26 protein-coding genes are annotated in these 26466 nt (G+C 64.1%); 15 read left to right on the forward strand and 11 right to left on the reverse strand.

The window, feature by feature from the left end:
* Window positions 1-200 precede the first annotated feature (200 nt).
* The 9 genes from manD (at window position 201) to DSC91_RS03570 (ending at window position 9028) form a co-directional block, all read left to right on the forward strand.
* Complete coding sequence (gene manD, locus DSC91_RS03530) at window positions 201-1409, forward strand: D-mannonate dehydratase ManD (RefSeq protein WP_115776850.1); 1209 nt, start codon at window positions 201-203, stop codon at window positions 1407-1409.
* 46 nt (window positions 1410-1455) lie between these two features.
* On the forward strand, window positions 1456-2853 hold the full coding sequence (locus tag DSC91_RS03535; protein WP_229758280.1) for an MFS transporter: 1398 nt from the start codon (window positions 1456-1458) through the stop codon (window positions 2851-2853).
* 31 nt (window positions 2854-2884) lie between these two features.
* Window positions 2885-3931, forward strand: a complete 1047-nt coding sequence (locus DSC91_RS03540; protein WP_115776851.1) for an L-idonate 5-dehydrogenase — start codon at window positions 2885-2887, stop codon at window positions 3929-3931.
* Window positions 3932-4042: 111 nt separating this feature from the next.
* Entirely contained in the window at window positions 4043-5335 is a 1293-nt protein-coding gene (locus tag DSC91_RS03545; protein WP_115776852.1) for an MFS transporter, read from the forward strand.
* A 96-nt stretch (window positions 5336-5431) separates the two neighbouring features.
* Window positions 5432-6265 (forward strand): GntR family transcriptional regulator, encoded by an 834-nt coding sequence (locus DSC91_RS03550; protein ID WP_115776853.1) that lies wholly within the window; start codon window positions 5432-5434, stop codon window positions 6263-6265.
* 408 nt (window positions 6266-6673) lie between these two features.
* Window positions 6674-6982 carry a hypothetical protein gene (locus DSC91_RS03555; RefSeq protein WP_229758291.1) on the forward strand — a complete coding sequence of 103 codons (309 nt, stop codon included), beginning with the start codon at window positions 6674-6676 and terminating at the stop codon, window positions 6980-6982.
* A gap of 14 nt (window positions 6983-6996) precedes the next feature.
* Complete coding sequence (locus DSC91_RS03560; RefSeq protein WP_115779675.1) at window positions 6997-7347, forward strand: hypothetical protein; 351 nt, start codon at window positions 6997-6999, stop codon at window positions 7345-7347.
* Window positions 7348-7444: 97 nt separating this feature from the next.
* Window positions 7445-7870: a lytic transglycosylase domain-containing protein gene (locus tag DSC91_RS03565; RefSeq protein ID WP_115779676.1), complete on the forward strand. Its 426-nt coding sequence runs from the start codon at window positions 7445-7447 to the stop codon at window positions 7868-7870.
* A gap of 150 nt (window positions 7871-8020) precedes the next feature.
* Window positions 8021-9028 (forward strand): lysylphosphatidylglycerol synthase transmembrane domain-containing protein, encoded by a 1008-nt coding sequence (locus DSC91_RS03570; RefSeq protein WP_162831326.1) that lies wholly within the window; start codon window positions 8021-8023, stop codon window positions 9026-9028.
* Between the two features lie 80 nt (window positions 9029-9108).
* Here DSC91_RS03570 and DSC91_RS03575 read toward each other — a convergent pair whose 3' ends face one another.
* Entirely contained in the window at window positions 9109-9879 is a 771-nt protein-coding gene (locus DSC91_RS03575) for a glycosyltransferase family 2 protein (protein ID WP_115776856.1), read from the reverse strand.
* 94 nt (window positions 9880-9973) lie between these two features.
* On the opposite strand from DSC91_RS03575, the gene DSC91_RS03580 reads away from it, so the two are divergent.
* Window positions 9974-10264: a hypothetical protein gene (locus DSC91_RS03580; RefSeq protein ID WP_115776857.1), complete on the forward strand. Its 291-nt coding sequence runs from the start codon at window positions 9974-9976 to the stop codon at window positions 10262-10264.
* 9 nt (window positions 10265-10273) lie between these two features.
* On the opposite strand, the gene DSC91_RS03585 is transcribed toward DSC91_RS03580, so the two are convergent.
* The 7 genes from DSC91_RS03585 to phnG all read right to left on the reverse strand — a co-directional run bounded on the left by DSC91_RS03585 (window position 10274) and on the right by phnG (window position 16284).
* A complete protein-coding gene (locus DSC91_RS03585) occupies window positions 10274-11407 on the reverse strand; it encodes an alpha-D-ribose 1-methylphosphonate 5-triphosphate diphosphatase (protein WP_115776858.1) in 1134 nt (377 codons plus the stop codon).
* A gap of 106 nt (window positions 11408-11513) precedes the next feature.
* Entirely contained in the window at window positions 11514-12305 is a 792-nt protein-coding gene (phnL, locus tag DSC91_RS03590) for a phosphonate C-P lyase system protein PhnL (protein WP_115776859.1), read from the reverse strand.
* Window positions 12306-12313: 8 nt separating this feature from the next.
* A complete protein-coding gene (phnK, locus tag DSC91_RS03595) occupies window positions 12314-13084 on the reverse strand; it encodes a phosphonate C-P lyase system protein PhnK (RefSeq protein ID WP_115776860.1) in 771 nt (256 codons plus the stop codon).
* Window positions 13081-14004, reverse strand: coding sequence for an alpha-D-ribose 1-methylphosphonate 5-phosphate C-P-lyase PhnJ (locus DSC91_RS03600; protein WP_115776861.1), 924 nt, complete (start codon window positions 14002-14004; stop codon window positions 13081-13083). The genes phnK and DSC91_RS03600 overlap by 4 nt, the downstream gene beginning before the upstream one ends.
* Window positions 14001-15188, reverse strand: a complete 1188-nt coding sequence (locus tag DSC91_RS03605) for a carbon-phosphorus lyase complex subunit (protein WP_115776862.1) — start codon at window positions 15186-15188, stop codon at window positions 14001-14003. Before DSC91_RS03605 ends, DSC91_RS03600 begins: the two co-directional genes overlap by 4 nt.
* Window positions 15188-15799: a phosphonate C-P lyase system protein PhnH gene (phnH, locus tag DSC91_RS03610; RefSeq protein ID WP_115776863.1), complete on the reverse strand. Its 612-nt coding sequence runs from the start codon at window positions 15797-15799 to the stop codon at window positions 15188-15190. The genes DSC91_RS03605 and phnH overlap by 1 nt, the downstream gene beginning before the upstream one ends.
* Window positions 15799-16284 (reverse strand): phosphonate C-P lyase system protein PhnG, encoded by a 486-nt coding sequence (gene phnG / locus DSC91_RS03615; protein ID WP_115776864.1) that lies wholly within the window; start codon window positions 16282-16284, stop codon window positions 15799-15801. The genes phnH and phnG overlap by 1 nt, the downstream gene beginning before the upstream one ends.
* A 180-nt stretch (window positions 16285-16464) precedes the next feature.
* Between phnG and phnF the strand changes: the two genes are divergently transcribed.
* From phnF to phnN, 3 genes are read left to right on the forward strand one after another with little or no spacing between them, the layout of a single operon-like run.
* Entirely contained in the window at window positions 16465-17223 is a 759-nt protein-coding gene (gene phnF, locus DSC91_RS03620; protein ID WP_115776865.1) for a phosphonate metabolism transcriptional regulator PhnF, read from the forward strand.
* Window positions 17220-18026, forward strand: coding sequence for a DUF1045 domain-containing protein (locus DSC91_RS03625; RefSeq protein WP_229758281.1), 807 nt, complete (start codon window positions 17220-17222; stop codon window positions 18024-18026). The genes phnF and DSC91_RS03625 overlap by 4 nt, the downstream gene beginning before the upstream one ends.
* 2 nt (window positions 18027-18028) lie before the next feature.
* Entirely contained in the window at window positions 18029-18619 is a 591-nt protein-coding gene (phnN, locus tag DSC91_RS03630) for a phosphonate metabolism protein/1,5-bisphosphokinase (PRPP-forming) PhnN (protein WP_115776866.1), read from the forward strand.
* Between the two features lie 6 nt (window positions 18620-18625).
* Here phnN and DSC91_RS03635 read toward each other — a convergent pair whose 3' ends face one another.
* The gene (locus tag DSC91_RS03635; protein WP_115776867.1) at window positions 18626-19534 is read right to left on the reverse strand and encodes a LysR family transcriptional regulator; all 909 of its coding nucleotides are present in this window, start codon (window positions 19532-19534) and stop codon (window positions 18626-18628) included.
* A gap of 129 nt (window positions 19535-19663) precedes the next feature.
* On the opposite strand from DSC91_RS03635, the gene DSC91_RS03640 reads away from it, so the two are divergent.
* Window positions 19664-20854 (forward strand): M20 aminoacylase family protein, encoded by a 1191-nt coding sequence (locus tag DSC91_RS03640; protein ID WP_115776868.1) that lies wholly within the window; start codon window positions 19664-19666, stop codon window positions 20852-20854.
* Window positions 20855-20962: 108 nt separating this feature from the next.
* On the forward strand, window positions 20963-22264 hold the full coding sequence (locus DSC91_RS03645) for an MFS transporter (RefSeq protein ID WP_115776869.1): 1302 nt from the start codon (window positions 20963-20965) through the stop codon (window positions 22262-22264).
* Window positions 22265-22271: 7 nt separating this feature from the next.
* Here the strand turns inward: DSC91_RS03645 and DSC91_RS03650 are convergent, their stop codons facing one another.
* Window positions 22272-23096: an IclR family transcriptional regulator gene (locus DSC91_RS03650; RefSeq protein ID WP_115776870.1), complete on the reverse strand. Its 825-nt coding sequence runs from the start codon at window positions 23094-23096 to the stop codon at window positions 22272-22274.
* Between the two features lie 290 nt (window positions 23097-23386).
* Window positions 23387-26455: an efflux RND transporter permease subunit gene (locus DSC91_RS03655; RefSeq protein ID WP_115776871.1), complete on the reverse strand. Its 3069-nt coding sequence runs from the start codon at window positions 26453-26455 to the stop codon at window positions 23387-23389.
* Window positions 26456-26466 lie beyond the last annotated feature (11 nt).

Here is a 26466-nt window from a genome sequence, read left to right on the forward strand (position 1 = left end):
GAAAACCCTGATTTGACGTCTCGATATACTTGTATGGTAGCATCGTTCAAACAATTTGAGACGGGTTTGGGACAAGTTGATGCGTGCGATTTTCCACCTCATTTTCCACCTCAACCCGTGCCCGAAACCGACATAAAAAACCGCCATTCGCATCCCGCCGTTCCGTGCGGTTCGCGACTCGCCTCTGCAAGGAAGCACTCATGAAAATCGTTCGCGCCGACGTGATCGTCACGTGCCCGGGCCGCAATTTCGTCACGCTGAAAATCGTCACTGACGACGGCATACACGGCATCGGCGATGCAACGCTGAACGGCCGCGAACTCGCGGTTGCTTCGTACCTGAAAGACCATGTGTGCCCGTTGTTGATCGGCCGCGATCCCGGCCGTATCGAAGACACTTGGCAGTACCTCTACAAGGGCGCGTACTGGCGCCGCGGCCCGGTCACGATGACGGCGATCGCCGCGGTGGATATGGCGCTGTGGGACATTCTCGGCAAAGTCACGGGCATGCCGCTGTACAAGCTGCTCGGCGGCGCCTCGCGGGAAGGCGTGATGGTGTACGGCCACGCCACCGGCCGCGACATTCCCGAAGCGCTCGACCGTTACGCGGAACACGTCGAAGCCGGCTATCAGGCGATTCGCGTTCAATGCGGCGTGCCGAATATGCGCTCGGTGTACGGCGTGTCCAAAGGCGGCGGCATGTACGAGCCGGCCACCAAGGGCGCGGTCGAGGAGCAGAGCTGGTCGTCGGAAAAGTATCTCGACTTCGTGCCGAAGCTCTTTGACGCGGTGCGAGACAAGTTCGGCTTCGATACGCATTTGCTGCACGACGTCCACCACCGTTTGACACCGATCGAAGCCGCGCGTCTCGGCAAATCGGTCGAGCCGTATCGCCTGTTCTGGATGGAGGACCCGACGCCCGCGGAAAACCAGGCCGGCTTCCGACTGATCCGCGAGCATACGGTCACGCCGATCGCCGTGGGCGAGATCTTCAACAGCATCTGGGATTGCAAACAGTTGATCGAGGAGCAGTTGATCGACTATATCCGCGCAACTTTGACGCACGCGGGCGGCATAACGCATCTGCGACGTATCGCGGATTTTGCTTCGCTCTACCAGGTGAGAACCGGTTGTCACGGGCCGTCGGATCTGTCGCCGGTGTGCATGGGCGCGGCGCTGCACTTCGATCTGTGGGTGCCGAATTTCGGCGTGCAGGAATACATGGGTTTTCCGCGGGAAGCGCTCGACGTATTCCCGCATGCATGGCGCTTCGAGCGCGGCATGATGCATCCCGGCGAAGCGCCGGGCCACGGCGTCGATATCGACGAAGCGGCCGCGGCGCGGTATCCCTACGACCCCGCGTATCTGCCGGTCGCGCGCCTCGAAGACGGAACGCTGTGGAACTGGTGAGCCGAGTTCGCTCGACCAACCCAACTACAAAATCATGGAGACACGCGTGAACCCAGCACGTCCGCAAGCCGCCGCGCCGGCCAGCAGCGCCATGCTGCGCCGCGTGGCCTTCGCCTCGACCATCGGCACCGCGGCCGAGTACTACGACTTCTTCGTCTACGGCACGGCTGCCGTGCTGGTGTTCGGCCAGAAATTCTTTCCCTCCGCTGACCCGCTGATCGGCACGCTCGCCGCCTTCGCCACCTACGCGGTCGGTTTTCTGGCTCGCCCGCTGGGCGGCATCGTGTTCGGTCATTTCGGCGATCGCGTCGGCCGCAAGAAGGCCTTGATCGTGACGATCCTGATCGTCGGTTTGGGGACGTTCGTGATCGGCCTGCTGCCGGACTATCAGTCGATCGGCATCTGGGCGCCGATCGCGCTAATCGTGATCCGCGTGCTGCAAGGCTTCGGTGTGGGTGGCGAGCAGGCGGGCGCCGTGTTGCTCACGGCGGAATACGCGCCTCCTGTGCGGCGCGGCTTCTTTGCGAGCCTCGTGCAACTCGGTGCACCGGCGGGTTTCCTGATTCCGTCTGGCTTGTTCGCGCTGCTCAGCGCGACGTTGACGCCGGCACAACTGCTCGACTGGGGCTGGCGCATTCCGTTTCTCGCCAGCGCGCTGCTGGTCGCCGTGGGCCTGTACATCCGCTTGCGCACCGAAGAGTCGCCGATCTTCGCGACGATCCAGCGCACCAAGGCAGTGGCTTCGCGCCCGGTGGTGGAAGTGGTGCGGCAGTTCGGCCCGACGATCGTCAAAGGTGTCGGCGCCAAATTGATCGAGGCGTGCGCCTTTGCGATGTACACGATGATCGTGCTCGCCTACGGCAAAGCGCACGGCATCGCACAAAGCATGCTGCTCGAAACGGTGATCGTCGCGGTCGCGCTCGAACTCGTGACGATTCCGCTCGCCGGTGCGCTGTCCGATCGCATCGGACGGCGGCCGACCTTTATTGCCGGTGCGTTATTGCACGTGGCGCTGGTGGTGCCGTTCTTCATGGCGATCGATAGCGGCAATCGCGCGGCGATCCAGCTCGTGATGATTCTCGCCATTAGCGTGGGCCACAGCCTCTGCTATGCACCGCAAGCGGCGCTATTCCCCGAACTGTTCCCGGCGCGCGTGCGGTGCAGCGGTATCGCGCTGATCTGGCAGATCGGCTCTTTGCTCGGCAGCGGTGTGCTCGGGCTGCTGGCCGTCAAGCTGATTCAGGCCACGCATGGCAATTCGCTCGCGTTGATCGTCTACGTCGCCGTGCTCGGCATCGTGTCGACCGTGTCGCTCTTTGCATTGCCGGAAACCGCGCCTCTGCGCCGCGGCGGCGATCTCCATGACTGGGGCGGCGGCGAGCCGGCAGAAGCGCAACCGGCAGCACAAGCCCTCGCATCCCCATCTTCTTTCGCGCGGCATTGAGCGCGAGACCTTTGTCATTCCGGAGTCCTTCATGCTTGCAGCCGTGCTTCACGAACCCAAACTGATCCGCATCGACGAAGTCGAGCCGCCTGTACCCGGCCCCGGCCAGGTGCGAGTACGCGTGCGCGCGGGCGGCATTTGCGGGTCCGATCTGTCGTATTACTTCAAAGGCAAGAGCGGTGATTTCGCGGTGCGCGAGCCGTTCGTGCTCGGGCATGAGGTGGCCGGCGAAATCGATTCGCTCGGCGAGGGCGTCATCGCCGAGCATCGTCTGACGCCTGGGCAGCGTGTCGCCGTGAATCCCGGACTGGCCTGCGGGACCTGCCGCTTTTGCGTCGGCGGGATGCCGAATCATTGTCTGAACATGCGCTTCATGGGCAGTGCATCGACGTTTCCGCACACGCAGGGCATGTTCCGTCAGTACATCGTCGTCGCGGCGCGGCAATGCGTGCCCGTGCCGGACGGCGTCGATTTCGCACAGGCGTCGATGGCCGAGCCGCTCGCGGTCGCGTTGCATGCGGTGAAGCAGGCGGGTTCGCTCGTCGGCGCCCATGTCTTGCTGGTGGGGTGCGGGCCGATCGGTTGCATTCTGTTGAGCGTGGCGCGCCGCGCCGGCGCTCATCGCGTGGTCGCGCTGGATCTGTCGGACCGGGCGTTGCAGGTTGCGCAGCAACTCGGCGCGGATCAGATCGTGAACGCGACGGACAGCACGACGATCGATCAATGGTCCGCGCAACGCGGCAGGTTCGACGTGGTCATCGAGGCATCGGGCAGTCCCGCCGGACTCGATACGGCGCTGCGTGCGGCGCGCGCGGGCGGCACGGTGATTCAGGTCGGCAATCTGCCGGCGGGTCAATCGCCGGTGGCGGCGAACCTGGTGATGTCGAAGGAACTCCGCTATCAAGGCTCGTTCCGTTTCGCCGGAGAATATGCCATCGCGGCCGATGAAATCGCCTCCGGCAAGGTCGACTTGCGACCGCTCATGACGCATGCGTTCGCGATGAGCGAAGCGAACCGTGCGTTCGAAGTGGCGCTCGACCGCTCGCAGTCGATGAAGGTGCACCTGAACTTCGACTGAGCATCGACCATGGCATGAGGCGTTGCATCTGGCCGCAGCGCCTTGCCAGGCCAATCAAACCACCATAGCTATTCAAACGCCCACCAAGAGGCGACCCGAAGGAGACACCTGATGATCAAGAGTCAACGCTGGTTTGTCGTCGCGCTGCTGTTTCTGGCCGGCGTCATCAACTATCTCGACCGCGCGGCGCTGTCGATTGCGGCACCGCTGATCCAGAAAGACCTGCACTTCTCGCATGCGCAGTTGGGCATCGTGTTCAGCAGCTTTTTCATTGGCTATGCGCTGTTCAATTTTGTCGGCGGTGTGCTGTCGGACAAAGTCGGCGCGAAACGCGTATTCGGCACCGCAATGGGTGTGTGGTCGGTGTTCTGCGGCGCGACCGCGCTGGCCACGGGCATCGGTTCGCTGATCGTGCTGCGCGTGTTGTTCGGGATGGGCGAAGGCCCGTTCAGTTCGTCGAACAGCAAGATGGTCAATAACTGGTTCCCGCGCAAGGAAGTCGCGAGCGCGATTGGCGTGATCAGTTCGGGCACGCCGCTCGGCGGCGCGCTGGCGGGTCCGGTAGTCGGTTTCATGGCGGTGCAGTTCGGCTGGCGCTGGGCCTTTGTCGCGATCATGCTGCTGGGACTGTTGTGGCTCGTCTTGTGGGCGGCAACCACGACCGAACACCCGCACGAAAATTCGCGCGTCACGCCTCACGAGATCGAACTCATCCGCGCCGGTCAGACGGACGAACATGCGATCGCGCATTCGGCCAGCGGCGAGCGGTTCGGCCTGCGGCACTTCCTGAAGAAACCGATCATTCTCGCCACCGCCTTCGCGTTCTTCTCATACAACTACGTGCTGTTCTTCTTCCTGTCGTGGTTCCCGACCTATCTGACCGAAGCGCATCACCTGAGTCTGCGCGACATGAGTTTCGCCACGGTCATTCCGTGGCTGCTCGGCAGTATCGGGCTCGCGGCGGGCGGCTTCATCTCCGACTTCATCTTGCGCCTGACCGGCAAGCCGCTGCTGTCGCGCAGGCTCGTGCTGGGCAGTTGTCTGGGCGCGGCGGCGGTGTGCGTGGCGTTGGCCGGGCGCGTTGCCAGTACTCAGAGCGCCGTCGCGCTGATGTCGGTGTCGATCTTCTTCCTGTATGTGACGGGCGCGGTGTACTGGGCCGTGATTCAGGATACCGTGCCGCGCGAACACGTTGGCGGCGCGGGTGGTTTTGCGCACTTGCTGGCGAACCTGGCCGGCGTGATCGGGCCTGCGGTGACGGGCTTCATCGTCGAGGCGACGCACGGCAATTACGCCAGTGCGTTCGTGCTGGCGGGCGCGATTGCCGTGCTCGGCGCGCTGTGTTCGCTGGTGTGGATTCGCGAGCCGCGTGCGAGTGCATTGAACATGAAACGTGCATGGTAGTATGGTGCGGCACGCTTTAGTGGATATCCGGGTGGGTATTCGTGGTGCGTGCCGTCCCCCTCGCCATTCATTCGCCGCTATCCGCTGCTTTAACCGATGCCGACCAAGAACCTCCACGCCAGCGCGTCTCCTTTCTCCTCCGATGTCACGCTCGTCGCGCCTCGTATACGGCGCCGCGCGAGCGTGCAGCCCGGTGCGCGCGTCGAACTGCCGGATCTGACCGCCAGCGTCTCGCTGGACTCGCACGAACCGATCGGCAAGCAGATTTTCCGTGCGCTGCGCGAGGCGATTTTTGTCGGCCAGCTGGTGCCGGGCACGCCGCTTTCGGAGAAGGAAGTGTCCGACCTGTTTCAGGTGTCGCGGCAACCGGTGCGGGAGGCGTTCATCAAGCTGGTCGAAGCGGGCGTGCTTCAGGTATTGCCGCAGCGCGGCACTTTCGTGAAGCGCATTTCGCCGCGCCAGGTGCGGGAAGGGCGCTTCATTCGCGAAGCCATCGAGACGGCGGTGGTGAAGAAGGCAGCCGTATCGATCACCGACGAGCAGTTGCAGGCGCTGGCCGACAATCTTCGCGACCAGAAGCTCGCGGCGAAATCGAACGACACCGCCGCCTTCCTTGCGCTCGACGAGGCGTTTCACTACGCGATTGCCCAGGCGATCGATTGCACGGCGGCGTGGGAAACGATTCAGGACATCAAGGCACAGATGGACCGGGTGCGCTACCTGAGCTTGCCCGATGTATCGCCGCTCGATCTGCTGATCAAGCAGCACGCAAAAATTCTGGCGGGCCTGCGCGCGCACGACCCGAGCGCCGCTGAAGAAGCGATGCGCAACCATCTGCGCGAGATTCTGATGTCGCTGGGTCCGATAGCCGAGCGCAATCCGGCGTGGTTCGATGCGGACGAACCGGAGCGCGTGCCGCTTTCGACTTGAATCGATGGGTAGATAGCCAGGCCGCTCTCTTGCCAACTCACTTACTTGCGGCCGTGGGCGCGTTGCTCACTGGCAGCACAAGCCAGCCTGTTTCACCCAGGCATGACCCGCGGAATCCCGCTTGGCGGCGTCTTCGGCCCCGCTTCAGCCTGCAATTGTCATACGAATAATCCCCTCAAAACGTGAGGCAACTTCGCCTCGTTCGACGCTTCAGCGAGCGCCGAAGCAATCGTTTGCGCCGATCTTGAGGTAACTCTTTTTGATTTTCGCCGGTGCGTTTTCGACCTATCAACTTTTCCCTCGGGCTTGCCGAAAACATCGCTATAGCAACGGGATTGACTGGAGACGGGTGTGAAGCGACAGGTGTGGTTTTTGGTAGCCGTTCTCGCGCTGGCCGGGTGCGCACAGATGCCCGCGCAGAATGCCGCGCGCACGGACAAGGCGCCCAATGAAGTCATCAGTTTCGAAATTCCGCCCGACGCGCTCGGCGCGCATGACCCGCAACTCACCGCCGTGCTGACCAGGGCAGGCGCATTGGCTGCCGCGCAGCAGCAGTCCACGGTCGTGCTGGTCACCGCGCTGGGTCAGGATTTCGCGTACCTGAACCAGGCGGTATGGAAGGGCGTGCCCGCGCAACGCATGTCGAAGGTGAGCTTCGAAAATCGAACCGCCGGCCTCGGCCAGCCGTATAGCGTCTCGATCAGGACGGTGCAATGAAGGAGGCTATCGCGATGCTTCGAATCACCTTGCTGACGGTGGCCACGCTGCTCGCCGCGCCTGCTTTCGCGGGGCAGCCGGGAGCGGATCTGCAGTCGTCCGGCGCGTTCCCCGCCACGGTGCCCGCCGCGGCGGACAAGGTCTATCCGCCGTTGCCGTCGCTCGCGATGCTACCGCCGCCGAGCGGCGCGGATGACGATTTGCCGCTGAAGCCGGCGACACATCGAAAGAAGTCGCGTGCGCCGGCCCAGCTTCAGGAGCACAAGGGACCGTCGACGCCGGTTGTCCGGACCGTGGTGTCCGATGCCTCGCACGCTTACCTCGACGCCGTGCAACGGCAGATCGATCAGGCCCTGGTCAAGTAGTCCGGCCGGCGGCCTGCCGTTCTCTTTTTATCGCGATCAAGCGGAAGGATGAATCGTGTCCTTGAAAGTCTTCTGTATTGCCCTGGCGTGGCTGTCGATGTCCGGTGCGGCCCTCGCGGCCGACGACTGCTTCAATCAAGCCGCGGCCTACCAGGGCGTCAATCCTTGGGTATTGCGCGCCGTTGCATGGTACGAGTCAAAGGGCGATCCAGCCGCGATACATCAGAACGCGAACGGTTCGATCGACGTCGGCCAGGCGCAGATCAATTCGATCCATTTTGGTGCGCTCGCGCGCGAGGGCGTACCGCACCGCGCGTTGACCGATCCGTGCGTGAACGTCTACGTGGCCGCGTGGCTGATGAAGCAGAAGATGGTCAAATACGGCAACACCTGGCGAGCGATCGGCGCGTATCACTCGGAATCGCCGAAGCAGCGCGACGCCTACGCCCGAAGCATCCAGCAGGTGCTGGTCGGATGGGGGCAGTTGCCGTCCGCGCGCCAATCGCTGATTGCCGGTCGATAGTCGATAGTCGATAGTCGACAGTCACGAAAACGCAGCGTCGCGTGGTTACCATGAGGCCCCGGACGGCCTCGATTTCACCCACGACGCAGCCTCATGCATGCTGCACCGTGCGGAGAATGCAGGGCCAGGCTGTACTTGCTGAGGCCTTCGTTGATCAGATCACATACGCATAAAGCGGCCGTGTTGGTGGCGCTTGCCGGTATCGGCCTCGCCGCCGGCGCGCCTTTCGTTCTCAATTCGCACGCGGCGTTCGCCGGGCTGCGCAACGTCTCGCTATCTGTATTCGCCGCGCTTGCCGCGAGCGCCGCAATCAGCGCGATGGCAAAAGCCGGCAAGCTGCATCTGATGCAGACCGCGCTCGGATTCAGGGTCGGTTTTCTACGGACCCTGGCCATCACGCTGGCGACCGATTTCGCGTTCCTGGCGTCCCCGCTGGGCGCGGCGGGCTACGGCGTCAACATCGGCCTGCTGCAGCGCGCCGGCGCATCCTGGTCGCTTGCGGCGACGGTCGTCGGCGCGGATCAGGCGCTCGATCTCGCGTTCTTCACGACCGCCGTACCGGTTTCCTTGCTGTTTGCCTTCGGGCCGCTGATGCAAGTGATTCCGCGTGCCAGCGCGCCGCTCGTGTTCGGCGGGCTGGCCGGCGCGGCATGCCTGATCGGTGTCTGCTGGATGAGCCGCCGGCGTGTGGCGGCGGCATTGGGCGCCGCCGGCCGGCGCGTTCGTTGGCTCGATGAACGCCGCGCGCGATTGAGCCGGTTTTTCCACAACGTGCGCCGGCAATGGCTGGAACTGCTTGCGGGACCCAGGTGGCGGCTTGGCGCGTTGTGTCTGTTCACGACGCTGCAGTGGTTGCTGCGCTATGGCGCCCTCTGGTTTATCTTGCGCGAACTCGGTTACCGCTTGCCGTTAGGGTTCGTTCTGGCCGTGCAGGCAGTCGTGCTGCATGCCGCGTTGTGGACCGGTGTGCCCGCGGGCGGCGGCACCGGCGATATCGCTCTCGCTGCGGCATTCGCGAATTGGGTGCCCCGCGCGGGCATCGCTACGGCGCTGGTGTTGTGGCGTTTCGCAACGCTTTACAGCCCGCTGGCGCTGGGCGCGGCAGGTTTTGCCGCACTGGCGGCGAGGGGGCGCAACCCACTGTCGGCTGCCGACTGAACGCCCGAGACCGGGCGCGAGCGGGACAGGGCGGCGCGGGGCTCGTCAGGATCGCCAGGCTCGTCAGGTTCGCAAGCGCGTCAGCCCGGACTATCGGTATCGGGCACTTTCCGGATGCGCGCCGCAAAACTCGTGCGCGAGCCATACTCGACACGCAAGCGAAGCATTTGAAAGGTCTGTGAAATGAGCGCGAGCGGATAGACCGCTTTCAGAAGGTCCGCGATCATCCGCCATTCCGCACGCATGCCTTTCCAGTAGCCGAGTTTCTCGGTTTTGCGCGCCTGCGTGACATGTGGCCAGTGAGTCACCGCAATCGGCAGACGGCGCGCGATGATGCGGCGGTTCATGAACACTTCGACCCCGAAGCGCGGCAAGCCGTGAACCTCCTGCAGGACTTCGCTCAACAGCGCTTTTTCGACCACGCGTTCGCCGGAGACGAAATCGAGGCCGATGGCGCGGAATGCCAGCAGGCTGTTCTGGCGCAGGCTCAGGCTCACTTGCGCGTTGCCTTGCAAAACGGGCAGGGCGAGCGTGCTGATGCCCTCGGCGGTCAGGCCCTTCAGGTCGGCATCGAGCAGCATCAGCAGTTCGCCGCGTGCGGCGGCGATCCCGGCTGCCATGGCGGCGCTTTTCCCGCGGTTCTCGGAGCATCGGATCAGTTGCGCCGACGCGAAACGCTCGACCACGTCAGCGGTGCCGTCGGTCGACCCGTCGTCCACCACGATGACTTCGGCAAGCAAGGGATGCGCGCAGGCCACCGCCAGCACCCTGCCGATGCGGGGCGCCTCGTTGTAAGCGCAAATGACACAGGAAATTCGTGTGGGCGGTCTGAGCGGGGCGCGAGCTGTCATGGGAAGGGCAGTAAAGAACCGTTATGGTGCGCTGCAGCACAATGCATGTTTTTCAGCTATAGTCGGGACACGGCTATGTCCAGAGAGGTCCAGAATGTACGACGCCGAAATCGCCGCCACCCTCCTGAATCGTTGGACCGCACGTTCGTCAACGACTGACTTCGACGTCTACCTCGAGTTGTTGCGCGAAGGCAATCTGAGTTTCACCTACCAGTCCGGTCACGTGCGCGACGCCGGTATCGAAGAGGCAGGCGCATTCAATATCGAATCGCTGGTTTTCGGTGACGGCTCGCGCGCCCTGCGCGTCGAAGCGCCTGACCAGACACCCCGCTGGACGCGCTGGGTGGCGGTGGAACCGCTGCTGCCCGTAACCAGCGAGGCATGAACACCATCGTCAAACGATCCGCGCGCCGGTGCGATACGTGGCGCGCGGCACCGGCAGCGCGTCGAGCATCGTGACGCGCACGAAGTCCGCGCGCAAACCCGCTTCGATCGCCCCGCGGTCATGCAGGCCCGCCGTGCGGGCCGGCTCGGCGGAAACCGTCGCCATGGCGCGCGGCAGGGTCCAGCCGGCCTTGTTGACCAGGTCGAACACAGCCGTCATCAAACTGGACGGCACGTAGTCCGAGGACAGGATATCGAGCAAGCCCGCCTTCGCCAGCTCGAGGGCCGACACGTTGCCCGAATGCGAACCGCCGCGCACGATATTCGGCGCCCCCATGATGGTCGAAATGCCGTGCTCGCGTGCCGCCTCGGCGGCGATGCGGGTAGTCGGGAACTCGGCCAGCACGATGCCTTCGGCCTTGGCCTGTTCGATATGCTCGATCAGCGTGTCGTCATGGCTCGCCACGGGAATGCCGAGCCGGTTGCAGCGCGCGACGATCGCATGGCGGTGCGCGTCGGCGTAACGTTCCTGTTCGACGGACAGTTCGGCCAACGCGGTCGCCACGTGTTCGTCGGTCAGCTTGCCGTTGCGCTCCTGGAAGCGGCGCCATTGCTCGTGGTCGTGCCATTGACGCTGGCCGGGCGTGTGATCCATCACCGAGGCGAGCCGCAGCAGCGGATGCGTGCACAACGAATCGAACAACTCGACCACGTCGGCGGTGGCGATCTCGCAGCGCAGATGCAGAAAGTGTTCGGCGCGCAGCAGCTTGCGCTCGGCGAAGCGTGCGAGGGATTCGGCGCATTGCATTTGCATATCGCGGCCGCGCAGCCCGACGTTCGAGCGCGAACCGATCGCGAGGGCGTCGAACACCGTGGTGATGCCGGCCGCCGCCACTTGCGCGTCGTGGATCACGAAGGCGGCATCGGTATTCCATTGCACGCCAGGACGTGGCACCAGATGTTTCTCGAGGTTGTCCGTGTGCAGTTCGATCAGACCCGGCAGCAGATAGTCGCCGTCCCAATCTTCCGCTTCGCGCGCCGACGTCGTGCCACGCTCGACGTCGCGAATCACGCCGTCTTCGATGCGTATCACACCGGTAAATACTTCGTCTCGCGTCACGATGCGAGCGTTCCTGATCAACATCGACTTGCTCCGTAGTCTGTCCTGAGCGTTGCACCGTAGTTTTTCGATTCAGTGCCCGGCTCAAAGTTTCAGCTTGGTGGTTCAGTTTAGTGCCGTTTCGTGTCAGTTAGTGACGTAGCGGCGGATGTAGCAGTGGACGTAGCGGCGTCTGGAGTTCGAGGCGGCGTGTGGCCACTTTGTTCCGGGTATCTTCGTCGTGAAAGATACCGACGATTGCCGCGCCGCGCTCGCGTGCTTCGACGATCAGATCGGCGACCACGTCGCGGTTCTCCGCGTCGAGCGAGGCCGTGGGCTCGTCGAGCAACAGCAGCGGATGTTCGGCGATCAGGCCGCGGGCGATGTTCACGCGTTGCTGTTCGCCGCCGGAAAAGGTGGCGGGCGCGAGCGACCACAGCCGCTCGGGCACGTTCAATCTCGCCAGCAGAGCAGCGGCACGCGCACGGGCTTCGTGTTCGGCCACGCCGCGCGACAGCAGCGGTTCGGCGACGAGCGTGAGCGTCGGCACGCGCGGAATCACGCGCAAAAACTGGCTGACGTAGCCGACCACGCCACGGCGCAGGCGCAGCACGTCGTGCGGCTCGGCGCCGGTGATCGGGACCGGCGGCCCGTTATCCGCCGTGGTGTCGCGCATGACAATGGAGCCCGCGCTGGCCAGATAGTTGCCGTACAAACACCGCAGCAGCGTGCTCTTGCCCGCGCCCGAAGGTCCGATCAGCACGACGCACTCGCCGCGTTCGACATCGAGCGAGACGCCCGCGAGCGCTTCGATCTGCACGCCGCCCTGGCCGTGCAGCGTGAAGGTCTTGCCGATGCCGACCGCGCGCAGCATGAGCGCGCTGTTCTCGATGAACGCGCGTTCTGCGGCGTGGGATGCCTTGCCTGTTTCAATGGATCGCATTGTGAGCCTCAAACCGGCAGAACCGAGGAAACCAGCGTTTGCGTGTACGGATGCTGCGGATCGTCGAGCACCTGGTCCGTCAGGCCCGACTCGACCACTTCGCCGCCTTGCATGACCATCAAACGATGCGCGAGCAGTCGCGCCACGCCGATATCGTGCGTGACGATCAGCACCGACAGATGCAGCGTGGACGTCAACGTGCGCAGTAAATCGAGCAGACGCGCCTGCACTGAGACGTCGAGACCGGCGGTCGGCTCGTCCATGAAAACGAGCCGCGGACCGGTGACGAGATTGCGCGCGATCTGCAAACGCTGCTGCATGCCGCCGGAAAACGCCGCCGGAAATTCGTCGATGCGGGTGGCGTCGAGTTCGACACGCTCCATCCACTGCGTCGCGGTGTGGCGGATATCGCCGTAGTGGCGCGCGCCGACGGCCATCAACGGCTCGCCGATATTCGCGCCGGCGGAGACGCCGCTGCGCAGTCCATCACGCGGATTCTGCTGCACGAAGCCCCACTCGGTGCGCATCAAGAGGCGCCGGCGCGGCTCGGACAGGGCGAGCAGATCGAGCTTCTCGCCATGCGTGGCCGTGTAGTGGAGTGAGCCGCTGTCGGCGTCGGTTTTCAGGGCGAGTGCGTTCAACAGCGTGGTCTTGCCCGAGCCCGATTCGCCGACGATGCACAGCACTTCGCCCGGATACAGATCGAAGCTGACGTTCCTGCAGCCGTTGCGGCCGCCGAATTGTTTGGTGAGCGAACGGGCGCTCAACAGCGGCGTCATGCGGATTCTCCTTTGCGCGCTTCGTATGCCGGCAGTTCGAGGTCCTGGTCGCCGCGGCGTTCGTGGCAGTAGTCGCTATCCGAGCAAACGAACATGCGCTTGCCGGCGTCGTCGACGATCATTTCGTCGAGGAAGCTTTCCGTCGATCCGCACAACGCGCAGGCGTGCTGCCACTTCTGCACTTCAAACGGATGATCGTCGAAGTCGAGACTGCGCACGGCGGTGTACGGCGGGATCGCGTGAATGCGCCGTTCGCGGCCGGCGCCGAACAATTGCAGCGCGGGGTTCATGTGCATCTTCGGGTTGTCGAACTTCGGAATCGGCGATGGCGAGCTCAGATAGCGGTGGTTGACGATCACCGGGTAGTCGTACGTGGTGGCGATGCTGCCGTGATGGACGATGTCCTCGTACAGCTTCACGCTGATCAACCCGTAGTCGGCCAGCGCGTGCAGCTTCTTGCACTCGGCGACGCGCGGCTCCAGGCGATATAGCGGTTCGGGCATCGGCACCTGATAGACCAGGATCTGCCTGTCGGTGAGCGGCGCTTCGGGAATCCGGTGACGTGTCTGGATGATCGTCGCTTCGGTCGTGCGGCGCGTGGTCGCCACGCCCGTGGTGCGCGCGAAGAAGCGGCGGATGTTGACAGCGTTGGTGGTTTCGTCGGAGCCCTGATCGATGACCTTCAGCGTATCGTTCCTGCCGATGATCGCTGCCGTCACCTGAATGCCGCCCGTGCCCCAACCGTAGGGCAAGGGCATTTCCCGCGAGCCGAACGGCACCTGATAGCCCGGCACCGCGACCGCCTTGAGCAGCGCGCGGCGCAGCATGCGCTTGGTCTGTTCGTCGAGGTAGGCGAAGTTGTAGCCATCCGCGGCGCTGTCGTACGACGCGGTGCTGAGAGAGGTGGCCGGCGCGTTCATGCGGCTTGCTCCTGCTGATCGTGATTCTTGTCCTGCCTGTCCTTGTTGTCCTGATCGAGGCGCTCGGTGCTGTGTCGCGCCCGCAGACGCCGCACGAGTTCGAGTTCGGACTGGAAGTCGACGTAATGAGGCAACTTCAGATGCTGAACGAAGCCGGACGCTTCGACGTTATCGCTGTGCGAGAGCATGAATTCGACGTCCTGCGTCGGCGAGGCGAGCGTTTCACCGAGTTCCTCGGCGCGCAATGCGCGATCCACCAATGCCATCGCCATCGCTTTGCGCTCCGAATGTCCGAACGCGAGACCATAGCCTTGCGTGAAAGCGGGCGGCACCTCGCCGCTGCCGGCGAACTGGTTGATCATCTGGCATTCGGTGACATCGATGTCGCCAATTTCAACGGCTTCGCCCAGTTCGTCGAGTTCCATTTCGACGGCGATGGTGCCGAAGCGGATCTCGCCGGCAAACGGATGCGTGTGCGCGTAGCCCCGCTGGGTGGCGTAGCCCATGGCGAGCAGAAAGCCTTCGTCGCCGCGTGCGAGATTCTGCAAACGCGTGGCGCGGCTTGCGGGGAACGCGAGCGGTTCGCGCGAGAGGTCGCCGGGTTCCGGCGCGTCCGGCGTGGGGCGTTCCTGCTCGATCAGGCCTTCCTTGTCGAGCAGCGCAACCACGCGCGGCATGGGCTCGGCTGCGGACTGGCCGGCCTGAATGGACGCTGGGGTGGCGGCCGTATCGGCTCCGGCATCGGCTTCGGCTTCACCTTCTGCGCCGCCATCGCCTTCGGCGAGCAACGCGAAATCCAGCAGACGCTGCGTGTAATCGTAAGTCGCGCCGAGCAGCTGGCCGCCGGGCACGTCCTTGAACGTTGCCGAAATGCGGCGCTCAACTTGCATGGCTTCCGTGTCGATTGCCTGCGTGTAGCCGAAACGCGGCAGCGTGGTGCGATAGGCACGCAGCAGGAAGATCGCTTCGACCAGATCGCCCGCGGCCTGCTTGATCGCGAGCGCGGCGAGTTCTTCGTCGTAGACCGAACCTTCGGTCATCACTCGCGCGACGGCGAGGCGCAATTGCTCGCGAATCTGCGCGACGCTGAGTTCGGCCAGCTGCGTATCGCCGCGGCGCGCCTTGTCGAGCAGACGCCACGACGCTTCGATCGCCCGCTCTCCCCCCTTGACGGCAACGTACATCAGTTCACCTTCGCTTGAGTTGTGCGCGGCAGGCCGATCAACGTGCTGCCGCAGACGAGATAACAATCGATGCCGCACGGAAAGAGCGGCGCGAGGGCGGCGCGTTCGCGCCAGAAGTGCTCGGGCAGGCCGACCGGTGCGATCGTCGTGGTGTGCTGAATGCCGGGGCCGCTGAGCACGATCGGTGCGCCGCCTGTCAACGCTTCGACGCGGATCAGCAACGTCGCCGCATGCTCGGGCGATTCCGCTTCGCCGAGTGCAAAGCTCTCCAGCGCCGGCATTGCGCCTGCATCGTGGATATAGGCGAAGGCCGCCAGTCCCGGTTCGTCGACGAGCGGCGCGCCGGTATGAAAGCGCAGCGCCGAACCCAGCGCCGTATCGGGTTGCGCGAGCCATACGGGCGTGGCGTAGTCGCACAGGGTCAGCAACGCGGCGAATGCCGCGAGTGCGGCAGGCGTGGCCCGCACTTCGGGCAGACCGTTTTCGACGATGCCCACGGTGCCCGGACGCGACAAGGCGTCGAGCAGCGTGCGGAATACCGCTTGAGTGTCGTGGACCGGGTCTGCGAAACCGGGCGTCAAGGTAGACAATGCAATCCGCGAGTTTTCCATCAATCGCCTCTGACCATCGTGAAGAATTCGACGCGTGTGGCTGCGGCGTCCCGTCTGCGGCCGGCGCGTTGCGCGGCTTGCTGTTCGGCAAGCGGTTCGATCAATTGCCGGTGCAAGGCGGTGTGATGCTCGGGCATTTGCAGCAGCGCATCCGCTAGCGCAGCCAGTTCGGCGCGGCGGCGGTCGCGGCCCAGATGGCATGCCACGCCGACGGCCGCGGCTGTGTCACCCGTCACGCGCAAACGCAGCGTGGCGCGCGTGACGGTGGCTTCGCCGAGGTTGAACGGGTCGCCGCTGCCGCCAACGCGGCCGCGCACCATCGCGAGGCCGATTTCGGGTGGCCGCAGCCAGTCGTAAGCAGGGGGCGGAACGCCTTGCAGCGCGCGTTCCAGCGCGGCTTCGAGATCGGCGCGCGGGGTGCGGGCCAGCACGGCCATCCATGCGCGCCGCACGGCGGAGGAAGGCGAGGCGGAAGTGGCGCTCATCGAAATTCCTGTTGATCCAGCGAGTGGACATTTAAGCATCTATTCATCTAAACGTCTAGACGTTTAGGAGTATGCTTGCCGGGCGTTGTCGTGCATGGCGCCGTTTCACATTTCCATCACGGCTTGCGCACTACAATGCATGGCATAGCGAATATTTGAACCCAAGGGAATGACAGCACCATGACATCGAACGACAACGCGACGTCGGGCACGCTGCTCGAACGCGGCGCGGGCGTTGCCGTCTGGCGGCAGATCGAGCAGATTCTGGCGGCGGAAATCGCCGCGAGCGGCTTCGGCGAAGACGGCCGTTTGCCGAGCGAGGGCGAACTGGCCAGGCGCTTCGACGTGAACCGGCATACCGTGCGCCGCGCCATGCTCGGTCTTGCCGCGTTGGGCCTCGTCAGCGTCGAGCAGGGACGCGGCACGTTCGTGCAGCCCGGCGCGATCGACTACACGATTGGCCGGCGCACGCGGTTTACAGAAAACTTGCGGCAGCAGCATCACGCGGCGGCGGGCACGATGTTGTCGGCCGCGCGCGTGAAGGCCGAGCCGAATGTCGCGAAGGCGCTCAGTCTGCGCGCGGGCGCGCCGGTCTACCGGATCGAATCGTTGCACGAGTCGGACGGCGTGCCGCTGACGTTCGCGCGCAACTGGTATCCGGCCGCGCGTTTTCCGGACTTGCCGGAAGTGCTGGCGCGCACTGGTGGCGTGACCAAGGCGATGGCCGAATTGGGCGTGACCGATTATCTGCGTAAGTGGAGCCGTATCGGCAGCGTGCTGCCGGAGCCGGAAGTGGCGCGGCGCCTGAATATCAACCGTCAGCAGCCGGTGCTGTGGGTCGAAAACGTCGACGTCGATCTGGAAGGCACACCGATTAAATACGGCTTCACGCATTTTGCGGCGGACCGTGTGCAGTTGCTGGTGGAGCACGAAATATGAGCGCCACGATGAGCAATGCGACGGACACCGCGATGAGCGCCGCGACGAACACTGCAACGAACACCGCGGCTGGGAGCGCCGGCGATCAGGTCGAATGGAGCACCCACGCACGATTCGCGGTGTATTACGCGCCGTCGAGCGAGTCGTCATGGTGGCGCGCCGGTTCGGCATGGCTGGGGCGTGACGCGCAGAGCGGCGAACGATGCGTATCGCCGCAACCGGAAGGCTTGACGCGTCCGCTGGCCGATCTGACCGAAGCACCGCGTCGCTATGGGTGGCACGGCACGCTGGTCGCGCCGTTTTGTCTCGCTGAAGGCGTGACTCAACAGGATGTACTGGAAGCGACGCGTCGATGGGCGCACACGCAAAGCGCGTTCGCGTTACCGGTGGAGGCCACGACGCTCGGCGACTTCGTCGCGCTGCGTCCGGCGGATCAGGACGGTGACGCGACCATTGGCGCCGTTGCCGCAAGCGCCTTGCGCTCGCTCGATGCACTGCGCGCGAGACCGTCCGCGACCGATCTCGCACGCCGTCTCGCCGCGCCGTTGAGTGATCGGCAACGTACGCTGCTGATCGAATGGGGTTATCCGTACGTCTTCGACGAATTTCGTTTTCACATGACGCTGTCCAGCTCTCTCACTCAGGCCGACGAGCGCGCCACGCTGGTTGCGTGGTGGCAGGCGCAAACGCCCGCGCTCGGACCGCTCGCTATCGATCACGCGGCGCTCTTTGTCGAGCCCGCGCCTGGTGAGCCGTTCGTCCTGTGGCAGCGCGTGCCGTTTCAGACCCGCGAGGTGAAGTGACAATGGCAGGTCGTCTGGTCTATGTGATGGGGCCGTCCGGCGCGGGCAAGGATTCATTGCTGGGTTTTGCGCGCAGCCGCCTGATGGGCGAGCCGATTCTGTTTGCGCATCGCTACATCACGCGGCCGAGTGGCAACGGTGAAGCGCATGTTGCGTTGAGCGTCGAAGAATTCGCGGCGCGTTCGGTGCTCGGTCTGTTCGCGCTCGAATGGTCGAGCCATTCGCTGCGTTACGGCATCGGTATCGAACTCGATGCATGGCTTGCACGCGGTTGCACGGTTGTCGTCAACGGGTCGCGTCAGCATTTGCAGCATACGCTGGCGCGTTATCCGCACACGGAAGTCGTGCATGTGGACGCCGCGCCGCATATTCTCGAAGCCCGGCTCGGCGCGCGGGCGCGTGAGTCGGCGGAACAGGTTGCGGCGAGGCTTGCACGACGGGCGCCGTTTTCATTGCCGCAAGGGCTTCGCTGCACGACGATCGATAACTCCGGGGCGCTGGAAGACGCAGGGCACGCGCTGATCGCCTTTTTGCAGGCGGAGGCCGGCATTCCCGGCATTCGCGATGTTCGCCACGTTCGCCAGGTTCGATAGATTCGACTACCCGGTCGCCGCCATCCGCTCGCGGGTCGCTTCCTCCAGACACGATACAAACTGCCGCACCGCCGGCGTAGGCAGCAAGTCACGCCGCGAAATGATGCTGAGATCGTAACTTGGCAGCGCCTCTTCAATCTGCGCGATGCGTATCCCTAGCGGCGCAACCATCTGCGCAAGCGGCCTCGTAAAGCAACTGATCACGTCCGTTTGCGACACCAGCCCGAGCGCCACCGAGAACGACGACGGTGCGCGCACCAGCCGCTTCGGCACCGGCAAGCCGTGCGCGTTGAACATCGCCATCAGTACGCTATGCGGAAAGTGATCCGCGCCCACGGTCACGATCCACTCCGCGTCGAGCAATTCGTGCAGACGCGTGACGTTCGCCAGCGGATGCCCGGCGCGCATCGCGACGACGAACTGCGTGGAGTAGAGCGGCGCCTGCACCAGATCGCCGTCGAGTGCCTGCACGTGATGGATCGCCGCGATATCGAGCGCACCGTTGCGCAAACGCGCGACGGCATCCGGAATCGTGACTTCTTCCAGATGCAGACTCACGAGCGGCATCGCGCGGCGAAACTTCGAAACCGCGTGCGGCAGGGCAGTCAACGCGATCGACGGCATCGTGCCCACACTCACCTTGCCGGCCAGTTCCCCCTTCACCTGTTCGACCGCTTCGATGGTGCGGCGCATATCGCCCAGCAACTGTTCCGCGCGCGGCAACAGCGCAAGCCCGCACGCCGTCAACTCGATGCCACGCACGCTGCGCACCATCAATCCGGCATTGAGCGCGCTCTCCAGCTCGCGAATCGAATGCGTGACGGCCGGTTGCGTCACGCCGAGTTCGCGCGCGGCGGCGCGCAGACTGCGGTGATGGGCGGCCGCGACGAAGGCTTGCAGTTGTTGCAGCTTCATGAGGGTAATCCCGTATATAAAGCGTGTTAATCGGGGTGAAAAAAACAGCATCTTATTCGAACAAAACGGCGTGGCTATAGTGCTTGCCTGTTTGCCGCGCGATGCGGCGTGAATTCCATGGAGCGATAGATGAGCGAAGCCGCGCGTTTTACCGAACTGTCCGACCTGGCGCCTGCAACCGAGAGCCTGCGTGAGATCCGCCATCACATCCATCGCCATCCGGAGCTCGCCTACGAGGAAGTGCAAACCGGCGCGCTGGTGGCCGGGAAGCTCGAACAATGGGGCTGGCAGGTCACGCGCGGCGTCGGTCAAACCGGCGTGGTGGGCACGCTGAAGGTGGGCAACGGCACGCGCAGCATCGGCATTCGCGCCGACATGGACGCGCTGCCGATCATCGAACAAACCGGGTTGCCGTATGCGAGCGGTACGCACGGCAAGATGCACGCATGCGGCCACGACGGCCACACGACGATGCTGCTGGGCGCCGCGCAGCGCCTTGCCGCCACACGCAATTTTTCGGGCACCGTGCATCTGTATTTCCAGCCGGCCGAAGAGAGCGGCATCGACAGCGGCGCGCTGAAGATGATCAACGACGGCCTGTTCGAGCGCTTCCCGTGCGACGCCGTGTTCGGTGTGCACAACCATCCGGGCGAGGAGCCGGGGGTGATGCTGTTCCGCAAGGGGCCGTTCATGTCGGCGGGCGACAAGGCGATCATCACGATCGAGGGCGTCGGCGGTCATGCGGCGCGCCCGCATCTGACGGTCGATCCGGTGGTGGTGGCGGCGAGCATCGTGATGGCGTTGCAGACGATCGTCGCGCGTAACGTCGATCCTTCGCAGCCGGCGGTGGTGACGGTCGGTTCGATGCACGCCGGCACCGCGAACAACGTGATTTCAAGCAGCGCGAGGCTGGAATTGAGCGTGCGTTCGTTCAGCCCCGACGTGCGCGCGCTGCTGAAGAAACGCATTACCGAACTCGCCGAAAGCCAGGCCGCGAGCTTTGGCGGCAAGGCGGTGGTGGAGTATATCGAAGGCTATCCGGTGGTGATCAATTCGGATGCCGAAACGGATTTCGCGGTGCAGGTGGCGCGTGAGCTGGTTGGCGACGACAAAGTGGTCGAGCAGACCGACATCCTGATGGGCAGCGAAGACTTTGCCTTCATGCTTCAGAAACGGCCCGGCACGTTCCTGCGGATCGGCAACGGCGCGGGCGAAGACGGTTGCATGGTGCACAACCCGCATTACGACTTCAACGACCGTAATTTGCCGATCGGTGCGGCATTCTGGACACGGCTGGTGGAGCGGTATCTGGGGCAATGAAGCACCTGAGGCGCTAGTGAGTCGCCTCGGACGCCAATGAGCTGCCGATGCGCACGCCTTGAGTTCGTACCGCCAGCCCCACAACCATAACGACGAGGAAGACCTGCGATGAACGCCACAACGGATGCGAGCCGCGCCGTCCACACCACCCGCACCACCAGCCGCGGCGCCATTGCCGCCGCAGTGATCGGCAACTGGCTCGAGTTTTTCGATTTCACTGTGTACGGCTTTTTTGCCGTGATTATCGGTAAGCTGTTTTTCCCGTCGGCGGATCCGACGACCTCGCTGCTGTTGTCCGTGGCGACTTTCGCTGCAGGTTTCATCACGCGGCCGCTCGGCAGCGTGATGCTCGGCGTGTATGCGGACCGCAAAGGCCGCAAGGCGGCGCTCAGTCTGACTATCATGCTGATGGCGGTGAGCACCGGCACGATCGCGATTGCACCGACCTATGCGCAGATCGGTCTCGCCGCGCCGCTGCTCATCGTGCTGGCGCGTCTCGTGCAAGGCTTCTCGCAGGGCGGCGAGTTCGGCGCGGCGACGTCCACCTTGCTGGAGCAGGGCGGCGGCACGCGGCGTGGTTTTCGCGCCAGCTGGCAGCTGGCGACGCAAGGCGGCGCGGTGCTGATGGGTTCGGGCATGGCGGCGGCGCTTTCGGCCGTTCTGCCGAAGGAGTCGCTGGAAAGCTGGGGTTGGCGCATTCCGTTTCTGATCGGCGTGCTGATCGCGCCGGTCGGCATGTATCTGCGCCGCCGTCTCGCGGACGATTCCGCAGGCGCGCACAGCCACGCCATTGAACGCGGCGTGCTGCACGAACTCTTCACCGAGCACCTGCGCCCGCTGTTGCTGATTACGCTCACGGTGATGGGCGGCACGGTCTCCACCTACATCCTGACCTTCTTCATGCCGACCTATGCGATCCACACGCTCGGCCTGCCGATGTCGCTGTCGATGCTGGTCGGCGTCGCGTCGGGCGTCGTGGTGCTCGTCATGTGTCCGCTGTTCGGCATGCTGTCCGATCGTATCGGCAGCCGTAAGCGGCCGATTCTGCTCGGGCGTGGCGTACTGGTGTTGCTGCTGTTTCCGTCCTTCATGCTGATCAACCGCTTTCCGCAGGTGCCCGTCATCATGTCCCTGACCGCGCTGATGCTGCTGTTCTACTCGATGGGATCGGCGTCGGAATTCGCCTTGATGTGCGAGTCATTCCCGCGGCGTGTGCGCGCCACCGGTATTTCGATCGCTTACGCGCTGAGCGTGTGCGTATTCGGCGGCACCGCGCAGCTGATCGCAACGTGGCTGATCAAACTGACCGGCAACAAGCTGGCGCCGGCCGGCTACGTGACGGCGTGCGTGGTGGTGTCGTTGATCGCGGTGTCGCTGCTGAAAGAGACGGCGGACAAGCCGATTGATTGACCTGTCATCAACCGCGCCGCGCCACCAGGTCCGAGACTGTCTGCGCGGCCTGCTGCAGCGGCTCCAGAAACGCCTTCACCATCTGTTTGGCCGAATTGCGCTGGGCGTTGCCGCTGATATTCATTGCCGCGATCACGCGCCCCTGGCGGTTGCGAATCGGCGCGGACAGCGAAATCAGACCGCCTTCCAGCTCCTGGTCGACAATCGCCCATCCCTGACGGCGCACCTGCGCGATCAGCTTTTTCAGCTCCTCCTTGTCGGTCACCGTGCGCGGCGTGTGCGCGTAGAGCGGCGTCGAATTCAGGGTCGCGTCGAGCGTTTCGTCGTCGAGCGCGGACAGCAGCACCCGGCCCATCGACGTGCAATACGCCGGCAAACGGCTGCCGATCGACAGGTTGATGGTCATGATCTTATGAGTCGGCACGCGCAGCACATAGACGATCTCGGTGCGGTCGAGCACGGCCGCCGAGCAACTCTCGTGAACCTGTGCCGACAGACTTTCCATCACCGGTTCAGCGAGATTCCAGAACGGCATCGAGGTCAGATAGGCGAAACCGAGGTCGAGAATCTTCGGCGTGAGGCGGAACAGGCGGCCTTCGGCTTCCACGTAGCCGAGCGTCTGCAGGGTCAGCAGAATGCGGCGTGCGCCGGCGCGTGTCAGGCCGGTGGCGGCGGCGACGTCAGTGAGCGTTTGTTCGGGGCGGGCGGCGTTGAACGCGCGAATCACCGAGAGGCCCCGCGCGAACGACTGCACATACGAGTCGCCCGGTTTGTCCGCGGCCGGTTCGGCGCTGACAGGATCGGCGGAAGGCGGTGGCAGGGCTTTGCTCATGGACCTTGAAAGATGCGTTCGAGGAAGGGCGCATAGCGTTCGCGCGATTCGGCCGGCGCGATGCGGTGCAAAGGCGTGACGATAGCTTAAGCCTTCCGTTTCGCCAACTTTGCGCGCTTTTGCCCTCCGCTCGCCGCGCCTGAAATCTGCTCGGCGTCAATTGGATAAGTCATTGATTATAAATAACTCGTTGGCCAGAAGGGCGTTGCCCCCGCCGCGAATAAAGGTGGCCTGACGCGAGCCGTGTTGCCCGGGTGTCCTCGAGCGGAGCGCAGAAGACGGGTTCAACGCTAACCCGCCTCCTGCGCCCCAAGGTCCCGCGCGCCAGCGTCCCGATGATGATCGGCGGCGAGGAACATATACATCGCGGGCACCACGAATAACGTAAAGAGGGTGCCGATCGACAGACCCGTGAAGATCACGAGCCCCATCGCATTGCGGCCCGCGGCGCCCGCTCCCGAGGCGATCACGAGCGGCACCACGCCAAGCACCATGGCCGCGGTCGTCATCAGAATCGGGCGCAGCCGCACGGCCGCCGCTTCCTCCAGGGCGTCGCGCTTCGACTTGCCGGCGTGTTGCAGCTCGTTGGCGAACTGCACGATCAGGATGCCGTGCTTGCTGACGAGCCCCATCAGCGTGACGAGCCCGACCTGCGTGTAGATGTTCAGCGTCGTCAGGCCGATGTTGATGAAGATGAGCGCGCCGAACAGCGCCATCGGCACCGACACCAGGATCACGATCGGGTCACGGAAACTCTCGAATTGCGCCGCCAGCGCCAGGAACACAATGATCGTCGCGAGCAGCAGCGTGATGACGAAGCCGCCCGATTCCTGCACGAACTGCCGCGACTGGCCCGAGTAGTCCGCTGCATAGCCTGCTGGCGCAACCTCGGTGGTCGCCTTGCGCAGAAAATCGAGCACCTCGCCTTGCGACACGCCCGGCACGATCACGCCAGAGATCGTCGCCGAGTTGAGTTGCTGGAAGTGGTTGATCGATTCCGGCACGACGTTGTGTTCGAGATGCGCAATCGTCGAAGCCGGCATGACACTGCCGTCCGGCGTGCGCAGGTAGTAGTCGAGCACCTGCGAAGGATTCAGGCGGTCGGTCTGCAAGACCTGCGGAATCACCTTGTACGAGCGCCCGGCGATCGAGAAGTAGTTGACATAGCCGCCGCCGAGCGCCGAACCGAGCGCTTGCCCGACGTCGCTCTGCGAGAGCCCGAGCGAGGCGACCTTGTCGCGGTCCACGACGAGCGTGGCCTCCGGCTTGTCGAGCTTGAGATCGCTGTCGACAAAGAAAAACATCCCGCTCGCGCGGGCTTTTTGCAGGACTGCCTGCGACACTTCGTTGAGATTCTCGAAAGGCTCCGTCGTGCTGATGACGAACTGCACCGGCAAGCCCTGCGAACCCGGCAGCGGCGGAAACTGGAACGCGGCCACGCGCGCACCGGCAATCTGATTCCATTTCTGCTGCAATTCCTGTTGCAAAACGGTCGCGCCCTTGCTGCGCTGGTCCCACGTCTTGAACAGCACGCCGCCGATCCCCTGGTTGAGGGTCGGCGCGCCCGTGAGCTGGAACATCTGCGCATATTCAGGCAGTGCTTTGGAGATATCGAAGACCTGGTCCGCATACATCTGCATCTGCTGGATGGTCGCGTTCGGCGGCCCCTGGATCTGCGACAGGACGATCCCCTGATCCTCCTGCGGCGCGAGCTCCGCTTTCGAGGTCATGAACAGATAGACCGTGCCGCCGAGCAGCAGCGCGCCCATCACGGTGAACACGGGCCAGGTGTCGAGCGTCGCGTGCAACAGGCGGCCGTAGCCACGATGGACGCGTTCGAACTGGCGGTCGACGAAGCGCGTGAAACGCCCGGATTCCTGCTCCATACGGAAAAAGCGCGAGCACATCATCGGCGACAACGTCAGCGCGATCACGCCGGACACCGTCACCGCGCCGGCGAGCGAGAAGGCGAACTCGGTGAAGAGGGCGCCTGTCAGGCCGCCCTGAAAACCGATCGGCACATACACGGCAATCAGCACGACGGTCATCGCGAGGATCGGTCCGCCGAGTTCGCGTGCGGCGATCAGCGCGGCATCGAGCGGCGCCTTGCCTTCCTCCTTCATATGCCGGTCGACGTTTTCGACGACGATGATCGCGTCGTCCACGACGAGCCCGATCGCGAGCACGAGCGCGAGCAGCGTCAGCAGGTTGATCGAATAGCCGAGCACCTGCATCACGAAGAATGTGCCGATGAGCGACAACGGCATCGCGATCAGCGGCACGATGACCGCGCGGAAGCTGCCGAGGAACAGGAAAATCACCGCCGTGACGATCAGCAGCGCCTCGACCAGCGTCTTGATCACTTCGACGATTGCCGTGTTGACGAAATCGGTCGCGTCATAAACGATTTCCCCCGTCATGCCGGTTGGAAACTGCTTCTGCAACCCGGGAAAGACAGCCTTCACGCGCTTGGCGACGTCGAGGATGTTGGCGTCCGGCGCGACCTTGATGCCGATGAACACTGAGCGCTTGCCGCTGAACGCGACGTTGAAGTCGTAGCTGTCGGCGCCGAGCACGACGTTCGCGACGTCTTCGAGGCGCACGATCGCGCCGTTTTTCTGCTTGATGACGAGTTGCTTGAAATCGTCGACGGTATGCAGGTCCGTGCCTGCGTTCAGGTCCACGCTGACCATTTGCCCCTTGGTCGTGCCGAGTGTCGCGAGGTAGTTGTTGTTGCCGAGCGCCGTGAAAACGTCGGTTGCCGTCACGCCGTGGGCGGCGAGCCGCGTCGAATCGAGCCACGCGCGCAACGCGAACTGCCGGCCGCCGAGAATTTCGGCTGTCTGCACGCCTTCGATCGAATCGAGCTTGGGTTTGATGACGCGCAGCAGGTAATCCGTGACGTTGTTGCTCGGCAGCACGTCGCTGTAGAAGCCCATGTACATCGCGTCGGTGGTCTGCCCGGTCTGTACCGTCAGCACCGGCTGCTGCGCCTGCGGCGGCAACTGGTTGCGCACCGAGCCGATCTGCGTGTTGATCTCGGTCAGCGCGCGGTTCGCGTCATAGTTCAGGCGCAATGTCGCGGTAATCGTCGACACGCCGGTGCTGCTCGTCGAAGACAGATAGTCGATGCCTTGCGCCTGGGCGATCGCCGCTTCGAGCGGCTGCGTGATGAAACCGGCGATGGTGTCGGCGTTTGCGCCATAGTAGGCCGTGCTGATCGTCACGACGGCGTTTTCGGTTTGCGGATACTGGCTGACTTTCAGGGTGGCCAGCGCGCGCAGCCCAAGCACGAGGATCAACAGGCTGACGACCGATGCGAGCACGGGCCGCCGGATGAAGAGATCGGTGAATGTCATCGCGCGGTCTC

Origin of the sequence: Paraburkholderia caffeinilytica (assembly GCF_003368325.1) — a bacterium.
Taxonomy (GTDB): Bacteria; Pseudomonadota; Gammaproteobacteria; order Burkholderiales; family Burkholderiaceae; genus Paraburkholderia; species Paraburkholderia caffeinilytica.

Coding starts and splice junctions, on each gene's coding strand:
- DSC91_RS03540 (WP_115776851.1), top strand. CDS start 2,885: ATGCTTGCAGCCGTGCTTCACGAACCCAAACTGATCCGCATCGACGAA.
- DSC91_RS03650 (WP_115776870.1), bottom strand. CDS start 23,096: ATGAGCAAAGCCCTGCCACCGCCTTCCGCCGATCCTGTCAGCGCCGAA.
- DSC91_RS03655 (WP_115776871.1), bottom strand. CDS start 26,455: ATGACATTCACCGATCTCTTCATCCGGCGGCCCGTGCTCGCATCGGTC.
- DSC91_RS03645 (WP_115776869.1), top strand. CDS start 20,963: ATGAACGCCACAACGGATGCGAGCCGCGCCGTCCACACCACCCGCACC.
- DSC91_RS03550 (WP_115776853.1), top strand. CDS start 5,432: ATGCCGACCAAGAACCTCCACGCCAGCGCGTCTCCTTTCTCCTCCGAT.
- DSC91_RS03605 (WP_115776862.1), bottom strand. CDS start 15,188: ATGTACGTTGCCGTCAAGGGGGGAGAGCGGGCGATCGAAGCGTCGTGG.
- DSC91_RS03580 (WP_115776857.1), top strand. CDS start 9,974: ATGTACGACGCCGAAATCGCCGCCACCCTCCTGAATCGTTGGACCGCA.
- phnH (WP_115776863.1), bottom strand. CDS start 15,799: ATGGAAAACTCGCGGATTGCATTGTCTACCTTGACGCCCGGTTTCGCA.
- DSC91_RS03625 (WP_229758281.1), top strand. CDS start 17,220: ATGAGCGCCACGATGAGCAATGCGACGGACACCGCGATGAGCGCCGCG.
- DSC91_RS03585 (WP_115776858.1), bottom strand. CDS start 11,407: ATGTTGATCAGGAACGCTCGCATCGTGACGCGAGACGAAGTATTTACC.
- DSC91_RS03560 (WP_115779675.1), top strand. CDS start 6,997: ATGCTTCGAATCACCTTGCTGACGGTGGCCACGCTGCTCGCCGCGCCT.
- DSC91_RS03635 (WP_115776867.1), bottom strand. CDS start 19,534: ATGAAGCTGCAACAACTGCAAGCCTTCGTCGCGGCCGCCCATCACCGC.
- DSC91_RS03555 (WP_229758291.1), top strand. CDS start 6,674: ATGCCCGCGCAGAATGCCGCGCGCACGGACAAGGCGCCCAATGAAGTC.
- phnG (WP_115776864.1), bottom strand. CDS start 16,284: ATGAGCGCCACTTCCGCCTCGCCTTCCTCCGCCGTGCGGCGCGCATGG.
- manD (WP_115776850.1), top strand. CDS start 201: ATGAAAATCGTTCGCGCCGACGTGATCGTCACGTGCCCGGGCCGCAAT.
- DSC91_RS03640 (WP_115776868.1), top strand. CDS start 19,664: ATGAGCGAAGCCGCGCGTTTTACCGAACTGTCCGACCTGGCGCCTGCA.
- phnK (WP_115776860.1), bottom strand. CDS start 13,084: ATGACGCCGCTGTTGAGCGCCCGTTCGCTCACCAAACAATTCGGCGGC.
- DSC91_RS03600 (WP_115776861.1), bottom strand. CDS start 14,004: ATGAACGCGCCGGCCACCTCTCTCAGCACCGCGTCGTACGACAGCGCC.
- phnF (WP_115776865.1), top strand. CDS start 16,465: ATGACATCGAACGACAACGCGACGTCGGGCACGCTGCTCGAACGCGGC.
- phnL (WP_115776859.1), bottom strand. CDS start 12,305: ATGCGATCCATTGAAACAGGCAAGGCATCCCACGCCGCAGAACGCGCG.
- DSC91_RS03575 (WP_115776856.1), bottom strand. CDS start 9,879: ATGACAGCTCGCGCCCCGCTCAGACCGCCCACACGAATTTCCTGTGTC.
- DSC91_RS03565 (WP_115779676.1), top strand. CDS start 7,445: ATGTCCGGTGCGGCCCTCGCGGCCGACGACTGCTTCAATCAAGCCGCG.
- DSC91_RS03545 (WP_115776852.1), top strand. CDS start 4,043: ATGATCAAGAGTCAACGCTGGTTTGTCGTCGCGCTGCTGTTTCTGGCC.
- phnN (WP_115776866.1), top strand. CDS start 18,029: ATGGCAGGTCGTCTGGTCTATGTGATGGGGCCGTCCGGCGCGGGCAAG.